15 protein-coding genes are annotated in these 15,846 nt (G+C 68.5%); 13 read left to right on the top strand and 2 right to left on the bottom strand.

Going from position 1 to position 15,846, the window contains the following annotated elements; all coding sequences use genetic code 11:
* The first annotated feature begins 15 nt into the window (after nucleotides 1–15).
* The 10 genes from G369_RS0101455 (at nucleotide 16) to G369_RS0101410 (ending at nucleotide 8,461) form a co-directional block, all read left to right on the top strand.
* On the top strand, nucleotides 16–672 hold the full coding sequence (locus G369_RS0101455; protein WP_019652198.1) for a riboflavin synthase: 657 nt from the start codon (nucleotides 16–18) through the stop codon (nucleotides 670–672).
* Nucleotides 669–1,826: a bifunctional 3,4-dihydroxy-2-butanone-4-phosphate synthase/GTP cyclohydrolase II gene (gene ribBA, locus G369_RS0101450; RefSeq protein ID WP_019652197.1), complete on the top strand. Its 1,158-nt coding sequence runs from the start codon at nucleotides 669–671 to the stop codon at nucleotides 1,824–1,826. The genes G369_RS0101455 and ribBA overlap by 4 nt, the downstream gene beginning before the upstream one ends.
* Nucleotides 1,827–1,831: 5 nt before the next feature.
* Nucleotides 1,832–2,299 carry a 6,7-dimethyl-8-ribityllumazine synthase gene (gene ribH, locus G369_RS0101445; RefSeq protein ID WP_019652196.1) on the top strand — a complete coding sequence of 156 codons (468 nt, stop codon included), beginning with the start codon at nucleotides 1,832–1,834 and terminating at the stop codon, nucleotides 2,297–2,299.
* Nucleotides 2,296–2,850: a transcription antitermination factor NusB gene (gene nusB, locus G369_RS0101440; RefSeq protein ID WP_019652195.1), complete on the top strand. Its 555-nt coding sequence runs from the start codon at nucleotides 2,296–2,298 to the stop codon at nucleotides 2,848–2,850. The genes ribH and nusB overlap by 4 nt, the downstream gene beginning before the upstream one ends.
* 52 nt (nucleotides 2,851–2,902) lie before the next feature.
* Entirely contained in the window at nucleotides 2,903–4,099 is a 1,197-nt protein-coding gene (locus G369_RS0101435; RefSeq protein WP_019652194.1) for a pyridoxal phosphate-dependent aminotransferase, read from the top strand.
* Complete coding sequence (ybgC, locus tag G369_RS0101430) at nucleotides 4,096–4,554, top strand: tol-pal system-associated acyl-CoA thioesterase (RefSeq protein WP_019652193.1); 459 nt, start codon at nucleotides 4,096–4,098, stop codon at nucleotides 4,552–4,554. The genes G369_RS0101435 and ybgC overlap by 4 nt, the downstream gene beginning before the upstream one ends.
* Entirely contained in the window at nucleotides 4,551–5,270 is a 720-nt protein-coding gene (gene tolQ / locus G369_RS0101425; RefSeq protein ID WP_019652192.1) for a protein TolQ, read from the top strand. Before ybgC ends, tolQ begins: the two co-directional genes overlap by 4 nt.
* 15 nt (nucleotides 5,271–5,285) lie before the next feature.
* Complete coding sequence (locus G369_RS0101420; RefSeq protein ID WP_019652191.1) at nucleotides 5,286–5,723, top strand: ExbD/TolR family protein; 438 nt, start codon at nucleotides 5,286–5,288, stop codon at nucleotides 5,721–5,723.
* Nucleotides 5,724–5,726: 3 nt separating this feature from the next.
* Nucleotides 5,727–6,644 (top strand): cell envelope integrity protein TolA, encoded by a 918-nt coding sequence (tolA, locus tag G369_RS0101415; RefSeq protein ID WP_019652190.1) that lies wholly within the window; start codon nucleotides 5,727–5,729, stop codon nucleotides 6,642–6,644.
* A gap of 86 nt (nucleotides 6,645–6,730) precedes the next feature.
* Nucleotides 6,731–8,461, top strand: a complete 1,731-nt coding sequence (locus tag G369_RS0101410) for a peptidoglycan D,D-transpeptidase FtsI family protein (protein WP_019652189.1) — start codon at nucleotides 6,731–6,733, stop codon at nucleotides 8,459–8,461.
* Nucleotides 8,462–8,483: 22 nt separating this feature from the next.
* Here G369_RS0101410 and G369_RS0101405 read toward each other — a convergent pair whose 3' ends face one another.
* Together G369_RS0101405 and dnaE are read right to left on the bottom strand one after the other, a co-directional pair.
* The gene (locus G369_RS0101405; protein ID WP_019652188.1) at nucleotides 8,484–8,894 is read right to left on the bottom strand and encodes a YgiW/YdeI family stress tolerance OB fold protein; all 411 of its coding nucleotides are present in this window, start codon (nucleotides 8,892–8,894) and stop codon (nucleotides 8,484–8,486) included.
* A 104-nt stretch (nucleotides 8,895–8,998) separates the two neighbouring features.
* Nucleotides 8,999–12,517 carry a DNA polymerase III subunit alpha gene (gene dnaE, locus G369_RS0101400; protein WP_019652187.1) on the bottom strand — a complete coding sequence of 1,173 codons (3,519 nt, stop codon included), beginning with the start codon at nucleotides 12,515–12,517 and terminating at the stop codon, nucleotides 8,999–9,001.
* A gap of 135 nt (nucleotides 12,518–12,652) precedes the next feature.
* On the opposite strand from dnaE, the gene G369_RS0101395 reads away from it, so the two are divergent.
* Genes G369_RS0101395 through G369_RS0101385 form a run of 3 tightly spaced genes read left to right on the top strand, consistent with a single transcriptional unit; the run spans nucleotide 12,653 to nucleotide 15,743 of the window.
* Entirely contained in the window at nucleotides 12,653–13,438 is a 786-nt protein-coding gene (locus G369_RS0101395; RefSeq protein WP_019652186.1) for a sulfurtransferase, read from the top strand.
* Nucleotides 13,439–13,471: 33 nt separating this feature from the next.
* Entirely contained in the window at nucleotides 13,472–14,188 is a 717-nt protein-coding gene (locus G369_RS0101390) for a response regulator (protein WP_019652185.1), read from the top strand.
* Nucleotides 14,139–15,743 (top strand): sensor histidine kinase, encoded by a 1,605-nt coding sequence (locus tag G369_RS0101385; RefSeq protein ID WP_019652184.1) that lies wholly within the window; start codon nucleotides 14,139–14,141, stop codon nucleotides 15,741–15,743. Before G369_RS0101390 ends, G369_RS0101385 begins: the two co-directional genes overlap by 50 nt.
* The last annotated feature ends 103 nt before the right edge of the window (nucleotides 15,744–15,846 follow it).

The following is a 15,846-nucleotide window of genomic DNA, read 5'->3' as shown; positions in this document are numbered from 1 at the left end:
TGCGAAAATGGCGGGATGTTCACCGGAATCATCACCGGCGTGGGGCGCATCGCCGCCATCCACGACCTCGGCACCACCTCCTCCCATGGCAAGAGACTCAGCATCGAGGTGCCCGCGGGCTACCTCGACGACGTCGGTCTCGGCGACAGCATCGCGCTCAACGGCGCCTGCATGACAGTCACCACGCTCGCTCCCGAGCGCCAGCAGTTCACCATCGACATCTCGGCCGAATCGCTCGACAAGACCGCCGGCCTGACCGACGAAGGCAGCCGCATCAACCTCGAGAAGGCCCTGCGCGCAAGCGACCGCCTCGGCGGCCACATCGTCTCGGGCCACGTCGACGGAATCGGCAGCGTCAGCCGCTTCGAGCCGGTCGGAGAAAGCTGGGAGCTCCGCGTGGTGGCTCCCGCCGCCCTCGCCCGCTTCCTCGCCTACAAGGGCTCGATCACCATCAACGGCGTGAGCCTCACGGTCAACAGCGTCAGGGACATCGCCGACGGCGCGGAGATCAGCATCAACCTGATCCCGCACACCGTCGAGAACACCTCTCTCGGCGGCCTGAAGGCCGGCTCGAAGGTCAACCTCGAAATCGACACCGTGGCGCGCTACGTGGAGCGCATGCTCCAGGCGGGCGTGCTCGCACCGACTCCATCCAAGGACATCTCCAAATGAACGCCTCCGTCACGCCGATCGGCGCCGCTTCCCGCGCCGCGCGCGCACCAGCCCCGATCTCCTCGGTCGAAGAGATCGTGGCCGAGCTCGCCGCCGGCCGCATGGTGATCCTGGTCGACGAGGAAGACCGCGAGAACGAAGGCGACATCGTCATCGCTGCCGACCACATCACGCCCGAGGCGATCAACTTCATGGCCCGCCATGCGCGCGGCCTGATCTGCCTGACGCTCTCGCGCGAGATGTGCGAGCGGCTGCAGCTGCCGCCGATGGTCCAGCGCAACGGCGCCAAGCACTCCACCGCCTTCACCGTCTCCATCGAGGCGGCCGAGGGCGTGACCACCGGCATCTCGGCCGCCGACCGTGCGCGCACGGTGCAGGCCGCCGTGGCGCCCAATGCCGTGGCCGCCGACCTGGTGCAGCCCGGCCACATCTTCCCGCTGCAGGCGGTGGACGGCGGCGTGCTGATGCGCGCGGGCCATACCGAGGCCGGCTGCGACCTCGCCGCCATGGCCGGCTGCTCGCCCGCCTCGGTGATCTGCGAGGTGATGAACGAAGACGGCACCATGGCCCGGCTGCCCGACCTGCAGGTCTTCGCGGCCGAGCACGGCCTGAAGATCGGCACCATCGCCGCGCTCATCGAGCACCGCAGCCGCGTCGAATCGCTGGTCGAGAAGGTCGGCTGCCGCGAGATCCAGACCGCCTGGGGCAGCTTCACCGCCCACGCCTTCCTCGACAAGCCCAGCAACGGCGTGCACCTCGCGCTGGTGCGCGGCAAGTGGGCGCCCGAAGAGACGGTGTCGGTGCGCGTGCACGAGCCGCTGTCGGTGCTCGACGCGCTCGAGATCAACCGCTCGCTGCACTCCTGGAGCCTCGACGCCAGCCTCTCGCACATCGCGAACGAGGGCAAGGGCGTGGCCGTGCTGCTGAACTGCGGCGAGACCGCCAGCGAGCTGCTCGCGCAGTTCGACGGCACCGCCCGTCCCGCGCAGGCGCCCGAGCGCGGCCGCATGGACCTGCGCAGCTACGGCATCGGCGCACAGATCCTGCGCGAATGCGGCGTGCACAAGATGAACCTGCTGGGCACGCCGCGGCGCATGCCCAGCATGGCAGCGGGCTACGGCCTCGAGATCGCCGGCTACCTCACGAAAGACTGAAGACCATGCAAGGTGCAAACAAGGGAGCGGACGCAAAGCTGCTCAACGGAAAGGGCCTGCGCATCGGCATCGTGCAGGCGCGCTTCAACGCCGACATCACCGACGCGCTGGCCTCGGCCTGCCTCTCGGAGCTCGAGGCGCTGGGCGTGGCCGCCAGCGACATCCACCACGTGCAGGTGCCGGGCGCACTCGAAGTGCCCGTGGCGCTGCAGGCGCTCGCCGAGCGCGGCGGCTACCACGCGCTGGTGGCGCTGGGCTGCATCATCCGCGGCGAGACCTACCACTTCGAACTCGTGGCCAACGAATCGGGCGCGAGCGTGAGCCGCGTGGCGCTCGACTACCGCCTGCCCATCGCCAACGCGATCCTCACCACCGAAAACCTCGAGCAGGCCGTCGCCCGCCAGACCGACAAGGGCCGCGACGCTGCCCGCGTGGCTGTCGAGATGGCGCAACTGCTGGCCACCCTTTCATGACCGAAGACAGCTCCAAGTCCCTCAAGGCCCTGAAGGCCACCGGCGAAAAGCCCAAGCAGTCGCGCGTGGGCCTCACCAGCACCGGCGCGCGCAAGGCTTCGGCCAAGTCGAACCGCACCCGTGCGCGCGAGTTCGCGCTGCAGGCGCTCTACCAGCACCTGGTGGGCCGCAACGACCCGACCGACATCGACCACTTCACGCGCGACCTCGCCGGCTTCCACAAGGCCGACGCGCTGCACTACGACGCGCTGCTGCACGGCTCCATCGAGGGCGCCGAGCAGCTCGACGCGCTGATCCGCCCGCTGCTCGACCGCAAGTTCGAAGAGATCTCGCCGATCGAGCATGCCGTGATGTGGATCGGCGTCTACGAATTCCAGAACTGCCCCGACGTGCCCTGGCGCGTGGTGCTCAACGAGTGCATCGAACTCGCCAAGGAATTCGGCGGCACCGACGGCCACAAGTACGTGAATGCCGTGCTCAACGGCCTGGCGCCGCAGCTTCGCCCGCTCGAGGTCGAAGCCGACCGGGCTTCCGGAAAAGCAAGGGCATGAGCGGCGCCGCTCGGCCGACCGCAGGCGCACAGCGCCGCAGCCAGGGGGTGCGATGAGAATTTCCACGCGCGCGCAGCGCATCGAGCCCTTCTACGTGATGGAAGTGGCCAAGGCCGCGGGCGTGCTCGCCCGCGAGGTCGCGCACACCGACCGGCCGATGATCTTCCTGAACATCGGCGAGCCCGACTTCACCGCCCCGCCGCTGGTCCAGGAAGCCGCCGCCCGCGCGGTGCGTGCCGGCGCCACGCAGTACACGCAGGCCACCGGCCTCGACCATCTTCGCGAACGCATCAGCGCCTGGTACCGCCAGCGCTTCAACGTGGACGTGCCGGCGCGCCGCATCGTCGTCACCGCAGGTGCCTCCGCCGCGCTGCAGCTGGCCTGCCTGGCGCTGATCGAGTCGGGCGACGAGATCCTGATGCCCGACCCGAGCTACCCGTGCAACCGCCACTTCGTGAGCGCTGCCGAGGGCAAGGCGGTGCTGCTGCCGACCACGGCCGAGGAGCGCTTCCAGCTCACGGCCGCCAAGGTCGAGGCCGCCTGGACCGACAGGACGCGCGGCGTGCTGCTGGCATCGCCCTCGAACCCGACGGGCACCTCCATTGCGCCAGATGAGCTGCGCCGCATCCACGAGGTGGTGTCGAAGCGCGGTGGCATCACGCTGATCGACGAGATCTACCTGGGCCTCTCCTACGACGACGCCTTCGGGCAGACCGCGCTGGCCATCGACGAGAACGTCATCAGCATCAACAGCTTCAGCAAGTACTTCAACATGACCGGCTGGCGCCTGGGCTGGCTGGTGGTGCCCGAAGTGCTGGTGCCCGTGGTCGAGCGGCTGGCGCAGAACCTCTTCATCTGCGCGAGCACCGTGTCGCAGTACGCGGCGCTGGCCTGCTTCGAGGACGAGAGCATCGCCGAGTACGAACGCCGCCGCGCCGAATTCAAGGCGCGTCGCGACTGGTTCATTCCGCAGCTCAATGCGCTGGGCCTGAACGTGCCCGTGGTTCCCGACGGCGCCTTCTACGCCTGGGCCGACTGCACGTCCTTCGCCGAGAAGCTCGGCATCTCGGGCAGCTGGGACTTCGCCTTCGAAACGATGAAGCGCGCGCACGTCGCCGTCACGCCCGGTCGCGACTTCGGCACCGCCGAGACCGCGAAGTTCGTCCGCTTCTCCACCGCCAGCTCGATGGCTCACCTGCAGGAATCCATCGAGCGCCTGCGCGAGATGGCAGAGAACCGGGCGCGATGAGCTACGCGTTTCCGATCCGCGTCTACTGGGAAGACACCGACGCCGGCGGCATCGTTTTCTATGCCAACTACCTGAAGTTCATGGAGCGCGGCCGCACCGAATGGCTGCGCTCGCTGGGCGTGGAGCAGCGCAAGCTGCGCGAGGAAACCGGCGGCCAGTTCGTGGTGAGCGAGACCCAGCTCAAATACCATCGGCCCTCGCGGCTGGACGATGAACTGCTCGTGACTGCCGAACTTCGACAGTTGGGAACTGCCTCGTTGATAATCGGACAACGCGTGCTATCGAAAACAGAGCAGGAGCGAACGGGGGCCTCCGAACCCGTCCTGCTGTGCGAAGGCACGATCCGCATCGGATGGGTGGACGCAGCCACGCTGCGGCCAGCACGCATCCCGAAACAGGTGACGGGAACCCTCGAGCGCTACAGCGGCTCCATGACTCAAACTTTCAAGCCATGAACCAAGACCTTTCCATCATCAATCTCCTGCTCCATGCGAGCTTCGTGGTGCAACTGGTGGTGGCGCTGCTTGTGATCGTATCGATCGCAAGCTGGGCCGCGATCATCCGCAAGTACTTCGCTCTGCGGCGCATGCGCGCCCTCAACGAAGACTTCGAACGCGAGTTCTGGTCGGGCACCAGCCTCAACGAGCTGTTCGCCTCCGCCGCGCAGAACGCCAAGTTCGCCGGCCCCATGGAGCGCATCTTCGCCTCGGGCATGCGCGAGTACCAGAAGCTGCGCGAACGCCACGTCACCGACGCAGGCACCCTGCTCGACGGCGCCCGCCGCGCGATGCGCGCGAGCTTCCAGCGCGAACTGGACGCAGCCGAGCAGAACCTCTCGTTCCTGGCGACCGTCGGCTCCGTCTCACCGTACGTCGGCCTGTTCGGCACGGTCTGGGGCATCATGCACGCCTTCACCGGCCTGGCCGCGCTGGCGCAGGTGACGCTGGCCACCGTGGCCCCCGGCATCGCCGAGGCGCTGGTGGCCACGGCCATCGGTCTCTTCGCCGCCATCCCGGCGGTCGTGGGCTACAACCGCTTCGCCCGCGAGATCGACAAGATCGCCATCGCCCTCGAGACCTACATCGAGGAGTTCTCCAACATCCTGCAGCGCAACCTTTCGGCCAACCCGAACGCGGGCGGTGCATCGTCGGTGGCTCCGGCCAACCGCTGAACGGAGGCGCAGCCCATGCCCGCAGTTTCATCCCGCGGCCGCGGCCGCCGGACGATCAACGAGATCAACATGGTCCCGTTCATCGACGTGATGCTGGTGCTGCTGATCATCTTCATGGTCACCGCACCGCTCATCACGCCGAGCGTGATCAACCTGCCCTCGGTCGACCGCGCCAACAAGCAGCCCGACAAGCCCATCGAGATCGTCATCAAGAGCGAAGACGAAGTGCAGATCAAGAAGGACCCGTCCACCGGCACGGGCGGCACCTCGATCCCCATGTCCCAGATCGGTTCTGCCGCCAAGCAGGCCCAGGGCGGCGACGACCAGCGACCGGTGGTCATCAGCGCCGACAAGGCCGTGAAGTACGAAACCGTCGTGAAGGCGATGAACCAGCTCAAGCGCAGCGGCATCGAGCGCGTGGGCCTGTCGGTCACGACCACGGGCGGCAAGTAAGGCATGTCGCTCGCACTGGATCGCCCCGAGTTCGCACCGCCGCCGCAGCGCGGCACGCTGCGTGCCCTGGTGCTGGCGCTCATCGCCCACGGCCTGCTGATCGCGGCGCTGACCTGGGGCGTGCGCTGGCGCAGCGACGCCGACGAAGGCGCGGTCGACGCGGAGCTGTGGTCGTCCACGGTCCAGCAGGCGGCCCCTCGCCTGCAGGCGCCGCCGGCCCCCACCCCGGTTCCCGCGCCGCCGCCGCCCGCCCCTGCGCCGCCGCCTCCTCCGGCTGCGAAGGCGCCAGAGCCCGCTCCTGCACCCAAGGCCCCGGACATCGCCCTCGAACGCGAGAAGAAGCTCAAGGAGCAGAAGGAACAGCAGGAACGCGAGCTCGAACGCCAGCAACAGCAGAAGAAGAAGGAGCTGGAAGCCAAGCAGCGCGCCGAGGAAGAGGCCGAGCGCAAGAAGGAACAGCAGAAGAAGCTGGCCGAGCAGAAGAAGCAGCAGGAGGCCGAAGCCAAGCTGGCCGAGCAGAAGAAGGCCGAAGCTGCCGCGAAACAGGCGGCCGCCGACCGCGCCGCCGCTCTCAAGCGCATGCAGGGCCTGGCCAACGCCACCGGCAGCGACGACTCGCGCGGCACGGCCCAGCGCAGCTCCGGTCCGTCGAGCGGCTATGCCGGCCGCATCGCCGCAGCGGTGCGCCCGAACATCACCTTCCCCGATGCCGACACCGTGAACGGCAACCCGGCGGCGGAGTTCGAGGTGAACCTGGCGCCCGACGGCACCATCGTCGGCGTGAAGCTCAGCAAGTCGAGCGGCCTGCCTGGTTGGGACGACGCTGCCGAGCGCGGCCTGCGCAAGACCGACAAGCTCCCGCGCGACACCGACGGCCGAATCTTCCCGTCGCTGATCGTCACGCTGCGGCCCAAGCGCTGATTTCCCTGCGCCCCTAACGCGCAGCTAAGAAAACGGGGCCCTTCCGGGTGACTTGCACGTCACCCGGAACTCGATAATCAGGGCTCATGACCCCCAACGGCCGCATCCGCTATGGCAGCAGTCCCCTGCTGGCCAGCCCCACCCCCGTGTGGCGCAGCAAGTTCATCGTGGCCAGCGTCGCATTCGGCTTCGTGCTGCTCGCCGGACGCGCGGCCTACGTCCAGATCTTCGCCAACGACTTCTTCCAGCACCAGGGCGAGGTCCGCTACCAGCGCACGCTGGAACTGCCTGCCAACCGGGGCCGCATCCTCGATAGGCACGGCCTGATCCTGGCATCGGACATTCCCGCTCCCAGCATCTGGGCCATTCCCGAAGACATCGAGCGCAACGACCCGGCCACGCAGGAGAAGCTCAAGCAGGCCGCCAAGCTGCTCGGCATGCCGCAGAAGGACTTCGACAAGAAGCTCGAGGACGAGGACAAGAGTTTCGTCTGGATCAAGCGCCAGGTCGACGAGCCCATCGCCAAGCAGGTCGCGGCGCTCGACATCAAGGGGATCTACCTGCGCCGCGACTACCGCCGGCAGTACCCCGAGGGCGAGGCGGCGGCGCACCTGGCGGGCTTCACCAACGTGGAGGACATCGGCCAGGAAGGCGTCGAGCTGGCCTTCGACCACGAGCTGGCCGGCAAGGCCGGCTCGCGCCACGTGCTGAAGGACCGGCTGGGCCACATCATCGAGGACACCGAGGACCAGGTGCCGCCCACGCCGGGACACGACATCCAGCTGAGCATCGACGACCAGGTGCAGTTCGTGGCGTACGAGAAGATCCGCGACGCCGTGGTCGCAAACAAGGCGCGCGCCGGCAGCGTGGTCGTGGTCGACGCACAGACCGGCGAGCTGCTGGCGATGGCCAACTACCCGAGCTACGACCCCAACGACCGCCGCAGCCTCACGGGCGAGCAGTTGCGCAACCGCGCGATGACGGACGTGTTCGAGCCCGGCTCGACGATGAAGCCCATCACCGTCGCCACCGCGCTGCAACTGGGCCGCGTCACGCCCAAGACCATCATCGACACCAACCCGGGGCGCATCACGGTGTCGGGCGCGACCATCCACGACGACGAGAACTTCGGCGTGCTCACGGTCGAGGGGGTGATCCAGAAGTCGAGCAACGTGGGCGCCACCAAGATCTCGCAGCGCATGTCGGCGCAGGAGATGTGGAACTCGCTCACCGCGGTGGGCATCGGCCAGAAGCCGCAGACCACCTTCCCGGGCGCTGTGACCGGCCGACTGCGGCCGTGGAAGTCATGGCGCCCGATCGAGCAGGCCACCATGTCCTACGGCTACGGGCTGTCGGCCTCGCTCTTCCAGATCGCGCACGCCTACACGGCCTTCGCGCATGACGGCGAGGTGATCCCCATCAGCCTGCTGAAGAACCAGGGGGAGGAGCCTCCAGGCGTGCGGGTGTTCTCGCCGCTGGTCGCCAGCGAGGTGCGCCAGATGATGCACATGGCGGCCGCGCCCGGCGGCACGGCGCCGCTCGCGCAGACGGTGGGCTACTCGGTGGGCGGCAAGACCGGCACTGCGCACAAGCAGGTGGGCAAGGGCTACGCGAGCAACAAGTACCGGGCCTGGTACACGGGCATGTCGCCGATCGACAAGCCGCGCATCATCGTCGCGGTGATGGTCGACGAGCCCAGCGCCGGCAAGTACTTCGGCGGCCTCGTGGCGGCGCCGGTGTTCAGCCAGGTGGTGCAGCAGACGCTGCGCATCATGAACGTGGTGCCCGACCTCGCCGTGACGCCGATGGCGCACTGAGGCCGCCTGGCCGGGACCGAGGTCAGCGCAGCACGCTGAGCCGCTTCACGTCGAGCTCGACCTTGCTGCCGATCAGGTCCTTGTCGAACTCGCCCGTGACCTCCACGCGCACCTTGTCGTCGATCTTCACGCCCGCCGGGAAATGCTTGGCATCGATCTCCGCCTTGATGCGGCCGGTCTCGTCGGCGAAGGTGTAGTGCTCGCCGCCGTCGTGCGACACGATGAAGCCGCGCAGCGTGACGTACTGGTCGTCCTTGCCGGTGTCCAGCAACTGCTTGACTGTCATCGCCGGCACGGTGCTCGGACCGGCATAGGGCGTGCCCGACGCGGCGGCCGGCTGGGTGCTCGGGCCGGTGTACTGGGCCGAGGCGGCGAACGGCAATGCCAGGGTCAGCGCCAGAGCCGAGGCGACGACGAGAGACTGCTTCTTCATGACGGAATCCTCCTTGTGCTTCACGGTTGAAATGCAGGAGGCATCGTAGTCAGGGCTCCAAAGAGCCCACGCCTGCCGGGCACTTGCCGTCGCGCGGAGGAAAGTCAGTCGTAGACGATCAGCGCCTTGCCCGCTTCGGCCTGCGCGGTCCAGCTGGCCAGCGCGGCGTCGGTCGGGAAGAACTTGGCGCGCTCGCCCAGCTGCAGCTCGACCTGCGCGCCGCCGCGCGCCATCGACAGGCGCACCGGCAAGCCCTGGATCAGGTCGCCCACCTCGGTCTGCTCGGTGCGCGGCGGGAAGTCCTTCAGCAGGCGCGCGATGTCGGGCGCCTTGCCGTTCACGGCCACGCGCAGGAACTTGCCGAAGCGGCAGCGCGCCGAGGCCAGGTCCCACACCTGCTGCACCTGGAAGCGCGCCTCGAAGCCGCCGCGCGCGGGCTGCAGCCGGCCGCTGACGATGACCAGCTCGTCGTCCTTCAGCGTGTTGCGGTTGGCGTTGATGAGCGCCTCGTCGGCCGTGGCCTCGATGGAATCGGACTTGTCGTCGAGCTTGAAGATCGCCAGCCGGCCGCGCTGGCCATTGATCACGCGGAAGTCGCTCACGATGCCGGCGATGACCTGCTGGTCGCGGCTGTCGAGCAGGTCGGTGATCTCGCGCTTGCAGAAGCGCCGCACCTCGTGCGAGACCTCGTCGAACAGGTGGCCCGAGAGATAGAAACCGATGGCCGTCTTCTCGAGCGTCAGGCGTTCCTTCACGCCCCAGGGCGTGGCGTCGACGAGATCGGGCTCGGCGGTGGCGGAACCGTGCTCGCAGTCGCCGAAGATGTCGGCCTGCGAGGCATTGGCCGCCGTGGCGTTGGCGAATTCGAAGGCGCGGTCCAGCGAGGCGACCAGCGCCGCGCGGTTCTGCTGGATGGCGTCGAAGGCGCCGGCCTTGATCAGCGCTTCCACCGTGCGCTTGTTGATGCGCTGGCGGTCCACGCGAACGCAGAAGTCGTACAGGCTCTTGAACGGCCCGCCCTCCTCCCGTGCGCGCACCACGGCCTCGACCGCGAGCTGGCCGGTGCCCTTGACGGCGCCGAGGCCGTAGCGGATCACCTTGTTGGTGACCGGCTCGAAGCGGTAGTTGCCGCGGTTCACGTCCGGCGGCTCGAAGGTGATGCCGAAGTTCTTCTGGGCGTCCTCGAACAGCAGCTTGAGCTTGTCCGTGTCGTCCATTTCGACGGTCATGTTGGCGCAGAAGAACTCGGCCGTGTAGTGGACCTTGAGCCAGCCCGTGTGGTACGCCAGCAGCGAGTAGGCGGCCGCGTGCGACTTGTTGAAGCCGTAGCCCGCGAACTTCTCCATCAAGTCGAAGATCTCGTCGGCCTTGTCCTGCTCGATGCCGTGGGTCTTGAGGGCGCCCGCGCGGAATTTCTCGCGGTGCTCGGCCATCTCCTCGAGCTTCTTCTTGCCCATCGCGCGGCGCAGCAGGTCGGCGCCGCCGAGCGAGTAGCCGCCCAGGATCTGCGCCGTCTGCATCACCTGCTCCTGGTAGACCATGATCCCGTAGGTCTCGGAGAGCATCTCGGCCACTGCCGGGTGCGGGTACTCCACGTCCTCGCGGCCGTGCTTTCGCGCCACGAAGCTGGGGATCAGGTCCATCGGGCCCGGGCGGTACAGCGCGTTCAGCGCGATCAGGTCTTCCAGGCGCGTCGGGCGCGCGTCCTTCAGCATGCCCTGCATGCCGCGACTTTCAAACTGGAACACGGCTTCGGTCTTGCCGTCGGAGAAGAGCCGGTAGGTGGCCGCGTCGTTCAGCGGGATGTTCTCGAACGCGAAGTTCTCCTGGCCCTTGTGGCGCTTCATGATGAACTCGCGCGCGATCTCCAGGATCGTGAGCGTCGCCAGGCCCAGGAAGTCGAACTTCACGAGGCCGATGGCCTCCACGTCGTCCTTGTCGTACTGGCTCACGGCCGACTCGCTGCCGGGCTGCTGGTAGAGCGGGCAGAAGTCGGTGAGCTTGCCCGGGGCGATGAGCACGCCGCCGGCGTGCATGCCGATGTTGCGGGTCATGCCTTCGAGCTTCTGCGCGAGCTCGACCAGCATCCTGACTTCTTCTTCCTTCTCGATGCGCTCCGCGAGCTGCGGCTCCATCTCGATGGCGTAGTTGTTCTTGTCGCCCTCGATCTTCTTCTCGGGCGGATACTGCAGCGTGACCGACATGCCGGGCTTGTTCGGGATCAGCTTGCTGATGCCGTCGCAGAACATGTAGCTCATGTCGAGCACGCGGCCCACGTCGCGGATGGCCGCGCGCGCGGCCATGGTGCCGAAGGTGGCGATCTGGCTCACGGCGTTGCGGCCGTACTTGTCCTTCACGTAGTCGATGACGCGGTCGCGGTTGCCCTGGCAGAAGTCGATGTCGAAGTCGGGCATCGAGACGCGCTCGGGGTTCAGGAAGCGTTCGAACAGCAGCTTGTATTCGAGCGGGTCGAGGTCGGTGATCTTCAGCGCGTAGGCCACGAGCGAACCCGCACCCGAGCCCCGGCCCGGGCCCACCGGGCAGCCGTTGTTCTTGGCCCACTGGATGAAGTCGCCCACGATCAGGAAGTAGCCCGGGAACCCCATCTTCAGGATGGTGTTGATCTCGAACTCCAGCCGCTCCACGTAGCGCGGGCGCTCGGCGTCGCGCTTGGCCTCGTCGGGATACAGGTGATTCAGGCGCAGCTCCAGGCCGGCGAAGGACTCCTGGCGGAAGAAGTCGTCGATCGGCATGCGCACGCCTTCGGCGACGAAGGGCGTCGGGAAGTCGGGCAGCTGCGGCTTGCCCAGCACCAGCGTGAGGTTGCAGCGCTTGGCGATCTCGACCGTGTTGGCCAGGGCGCTGGGCACGTCGGCGAACAGCGCCTTCATCTCCGCACTCGACTTGAAGTACTGCTCCTCGGTGAAGCGGCGCACGCGGCGCGGATTGCCGAGGATCTCGCCTTCGGAGATGCACACGCGCGCCTCGTGCGCCTCGTAGTCCTCCCGCGCGGCGAACTGCACGGGGTGCGTGGCGACCACCGGCAGGTGCAGCCGGGCCGCGAGCTGCACGGCGGCGACCACGTGAGGCTCGTCCTCGGGACGGCCCGCGCGCTGCAGCTCGATGTAGAAGCGGTGCGGGAAGATGCCTGCCAGCTGCAGCGCCAGCTCCGCCGCGCGCTCGCCCTGCCCCTGCAGCAGCGGCTGCCCCAGCGGGCCCGCCTGCGCGCCCGACAGCGCGATCAGCCCGCCCGAAAGCTCCTGCAGCCATTCGAGCTTGCAGGCCGCCTGCGACTGGCCGCGGCCCACGTTCTGCGTCCAGGCCCGCGCCAGCAGTTCGGACAGGTTGAGGTAGCCCTCCATGTTCTGGACCAGCAGCACGATGCGGGTCAGAGCGCCGGGCTCCTTGCCCAGCCCGTCGACGAAGACTTCGGCGCCGACGATCGGCTTGACGCCCTTGCCGCGCCCCTGCTTGTAGAACTTGACGGCCCCGAACAGGTTGTTCAGGTCGGTGATGGCCAGCGCGGGCTGCTTGTCGGCAGCAGCGGCCTTGACGACATCGTCGATTCGGGTGGTGCCGTCGACGACGGAGAACTCGGTGTGTAGGCGCAGGTGAACAAACATGCCTGCATTGTAGAAAGCAGGCCCTCCACGATGTGGATTGGCAATCCCTGAAACCGCCCTCCGCGGCGCCCCGCGGGAGCCCGGCAGAGGCCCCGCACCCGGGCGATATTCCGGCGGCACCTAAAATCCCGCCCCGTGCAAGAGATTTTGAATATCGCGGCCTACAAGTTCGTGGCCATCGACGACGGCCCCGCGCTGCGCGAGGACCTGCGCGCCCGCGCCCAGGCCCTGGAGCTCATGGGCACCATCCTGGTGGCGCCCGAAGGTATCAACATGTTCCTGGCCGGAGCGGCCGACAACGTGCGGGCCTTCCTGGCGCATCTGCGTGCCGACGCCCGCTTCGCCGACCTCGAGGCCAAGGAAAGCTGGTCTGCCGCGCAGCCGTTCCGCCGCATGCTGGTGAAGCTCAAGCGCGAGATCATCCGCATGGATCACCCCGCCATCCGCCCCGCCGCCGGCCGTGCGCCCGGCGTGGACGCGCCGACGCTCAAGCGCTGGCTCGACCAGGGCCATGACGACGAGGGCCGCGAGATCGCCCTGCTCGACACCCGCAACGCCTTCGAGGTCGACTACGGCAGCTTCGAGGGCGCCATCGACTGGCGCATCGGCAAGTTCACCGAGTTCCCGCCCGCCCTGCGCGCGCACCGCGACGAGTTCAAGGGCAAGACGGTGGTGAGCTTCTGCACCGGCGGCATCCGCTGCGAGAAGGCGGCCATCCTGATGCACGAGGAAGGCGTCGAGAACGTGCTGCAGCTCGAAGGCGGCATCCTCAAGTACTTCGAGGAAGTCGGCGGCGCGCACTACAAGGGCGACTGCTTCGTCTTCGACGGCCGCGAGGCCCTGGCGCCCGACCTGAGCGCGCGCTCGGCACGCGCCAGCGCCCGGGCGTCTGAAGATCCCGACCTCGCCATCAAGCAGTAACCGCGGCGACGACGACGAGACTCACAGGCCCCCATGCGCATCCTCCTGGTGGAAGACGAACTGGACATGGCCTCGTGGCTGGTCCGCGCGCTCACGCAGAGCGGCTTCGTGCCCGACCACGCGCCCGACGCGCGCACCGCCGAGGCCTTCATGGCCGGCACCGAATACGACGCCATCGTTCTCGACCTGCGCCTGCCAGACAAGCATGGCCTGAGCGTGCTGGCCGACATGCGGGCCGCCGACGACCGCACGCCGGTGCTGATCCTCACCGCGCAGGGCGCGCTGCAGGACCGGGTGCGCGGCCTGAACCTCGGCGCCGACGACTTCCTCACCAAGCCCTTCGAGCTGGAGGAGCTCGAGGCGCGGCTCTCGGCGCTGGTGCGGCGCAGCCGCGGCAAGCAGCACCCGCGCCTGCAATGCGCCTCTCTCTCCTACGACAGCCAGAGCCGCGCCTTCACGCTGCGCGGCACGCTGCTGTCGCTCACGCCGCGGGAGCAGGCCGCGCTCACCGCCCTGCTGCTGCGCAGCGGCTCCCCGGTGGGCAAGTCGCAGCTCTTCGCCAAGGTGTTCACCAACGACAGCACCGCCGGCCCCGACGCCATCGAGGTGGTGCTGCACCGGCTGCGCCGCAAGCTCGCGGACAGCGACGTGCGCATCGTCACCGTGCGCGGCCTGGGCTACATGCTGGAGAGCATCGCCGATGGAACCTCAGCCCCAGTCCGCAGCGAATTCCCCGGCGCACACGACTGAGCAGCAGCATCGGCAGCAACAGCCGCAGCGCTTCGGCATCCGCGCGCGCCTGCTGGCGCTGCTGCTGCCGGGCCTGGTCGTGCTGCTGGCGCTGGACAGCTGGAACGACTACCGCGCGCTGACCGACTCGCTCGTGGTCGCCTACGACCAGAGCCTGCTGGAGCCGGTGCAGGCCCTGGCCAACGGCATCGTGGTGGCCAGCGACGGCAGCGTGCGCGTGCAGGAACCCTTCTCGATCCAGGCGATGTTCGAGTCCACCCGGCTGCGCTACAAGTACCTGCACGTCGGCGTGCAGCGCATTCCCAAGGGCGAGACGCTGGACGTGAACTCGCCCGAGACCACCCTCATGGGCGTGCCCGGCCTGCCGCGCCCGGCGCATCGCCCGCCCGACGGCACTCCCGTGTTCTACGACGCGGTCTACCAGCAGCACCCGGTGCGCGTTGCAGCGCTGCGCCAGACGGTGTACGACAACGTCCATCCCGGCGCGGCCTACAGCGTGCTCATCCAGGCGGCAGAGGGCACCGGCCCGCGCACCGAAGCGCAGGCCGAGACGCTGCGCCAGGAGTTCCTGCGCGACACGCGCATGGTGGTGGTGATGGCGCTGCTGGTGTGGCTGGGCGTGGCCTGGACGCTGCGCCCGCTGGAACGCCTGCGCCGCTCGCTGCGCGAGCGCCCGCGCGACGACCTCACGCCGCTGGACGCCGGCGGCGTCCCCCACGAGGTGGCGCCGCTGGTCGACGCGGTCAACCACCACATCGCCGGCCACCGGCGCCTGGTGGCGGAGCAGTCGCAGTTCCTCGCCGATGCCTCGCACCAGCTGCGCACGCCGCTGAGCATCCTGTCGATCCAGGCCGGCTACGCGGTGCGCGAGACCGACCCGGCGCGCATGCGCGAATCGCTGCACGCGATCGTCGCGCAGCTCGCACGCACGCGCCGCCTGAGCGAACAGCTGCTGGCGCTGGCCCATGCCACCGCGGGCGACGAAGCCGCGCCGGCCGGCGCCGCGGTGGCCGACCTCAACGCCATCGCGCGCGGCGTGGTGCTGCAGTACCTGCCGCTCGCACGAGAGAACGACCAGGACCTCGGCTGGGTCGACGCGCGCGGCGACATCGGCACGGAAGAAGCAGACGGCACGGACCGATCAAGCGACGACGAAGGAGAGGCTCCCGTGCTGCCCGTGGCTGCCAACGCGGCCGAACTGCACGAGGTGCTTTCCAACCTCGTGCACAACGCCATCAAGTACACGCCGCGCGGCGGCAACATCACCGTGACCGTGCGGCGCGATGCCACGCATGCGCTGGCCGAGGTCTGCGACAGCGGACCCGGCATCGCGCCCGAGCGGCGCGAGAGCGTGTTCGAGCGCTTCCATCGCGACAGCTCCACCACCACGGGTCCGGCGCAAGGCGCGGGGCTGGGCCTCGCCATCGCGCGCGGCTACGCGCGGCGCAACGGCGGCGAGATCGAACTCTCGAACGCCGACACGCCAGAGCGCCCCAACGGCGGCGGACTGCGCGCGACGCTCAGGCTGCCGGTGCTCGCTCCGCGAGACCGCTGAAGGCCTTGCAGAGGCCGTTTCCGCAAGGGTTTCACCCGATACACCGGTACGTGATTACACGTATTTTGCGGCCCGCAAGGCCGTGAAGGCCTCCTCCGAAAGG

This window comes from Variovorax atrisoli 110B, assembly GCF_000382045.1.
Taxonomy (GTDB): domain Bacteria; phylum Pseudomonadota; class Gammaproteobacteria; order Burkholderiales; family Burkholderiaceae_C; genus Variovorax; species Variovorax atrisoli.
This window is presented reverse-complemented; position numbering and strand designations above follow the sequence as displayed.

Bases quoted from the DNA above. Each gene is read 5' to 3' on its own strand.
- G369_RS0101455 (WP_019652198.1), top strand. From the start codon at position 16: ATGTTCACCGGAATCATCACCGGCGTGGGGCGCATCGCCGCCATCCAC.
- ribBA (WP_019652197.1), top strand. From the start codon at position 669: ATGAACGCCTCCGTCACGCCGATCGGCGCCGCTTCCCGCGCCGCGCGC.
- ribH (WP_019652196.1), top strand. From the start codon at position 1,832: ATGCAAGGTGCAAACAAGGGAGCGGACGCAAAGCTGCTCAACGGAAAG.
- nusB (WP_019652195.1), top strand. From the start codon at position 2,296: ATGACCGAAGACAGCTCCAAGTCCCTCAAGGCCCTGAAGGCCACCGGC.
- G369_RS0101435 (WP_019652194.1), top strand. From the start codon at position 2,903: ATGAGAATTTCCACGCGCGCGCAGCGCATCGAGCCCTTCTACGTGATG.
- ybgC (WP_019652193.1), top strand. From the start codon at position 4,096: ATGAGCTACGCGTTTCCGATCCGCGTCTACTGGGAAGACACCGACGCC.
- tolQ (WP_019652192.1), top strand. From the start codon at position 4,551: ATGAACCAAGACCTTTCCATCATCAATCTCCTGCTCCATGCGAGCTTC.
- G369_RS0101420 (WP_019652191.1), top strand. From the start codon at position 5,286: ATGCCCGCAGTTTCATCCCGCGGCCGCGGCCGCCGGACGATCAACGAG.
- tolA (WP_019652190.1), top strand. From the start codon at position 5,727: ATGTCGCTCGCACTGGATCGCCCCGAGTTCGCACCGCCGCCGCAGCGC.
- G369_RS0101410 (WP_019652189.1), top strand. From the start codon at position 6,731: ATGACCCCCAACGGCCGCATCCGCTATGGCAGCAGTCCCCTGCTGGCC.
- G369_RS0101405 (WP_019652188.1), bottom strand. From the start codon at position 8,894: ATGAAGAAGCAGTCTCTCGTCGTCGCCTCGGCTCTGGCGCTGACCCTG.
- dnaE (WP_019652187.1), bottom strand. From the start codon at position 12,517: ATGTTTGTTCACCTGCGCCTACACACCGAGTTCTCCGTCGTCGACGGC.
- G369_RS0101390 (WP_019652185.1), top strand. From the start codon at position 13,472: ATGCGCATCCTCCTGGTGGAAGACGAACTGGACATGGCCTCGTGGCTG.
- G369_RS0101385 (WP_019652184.1), top strand. From the start codon at position 14,139: ATGGAACCTCAGCCCCAGTCCGCAGCGAATTCCCCGGCGCACACGACT.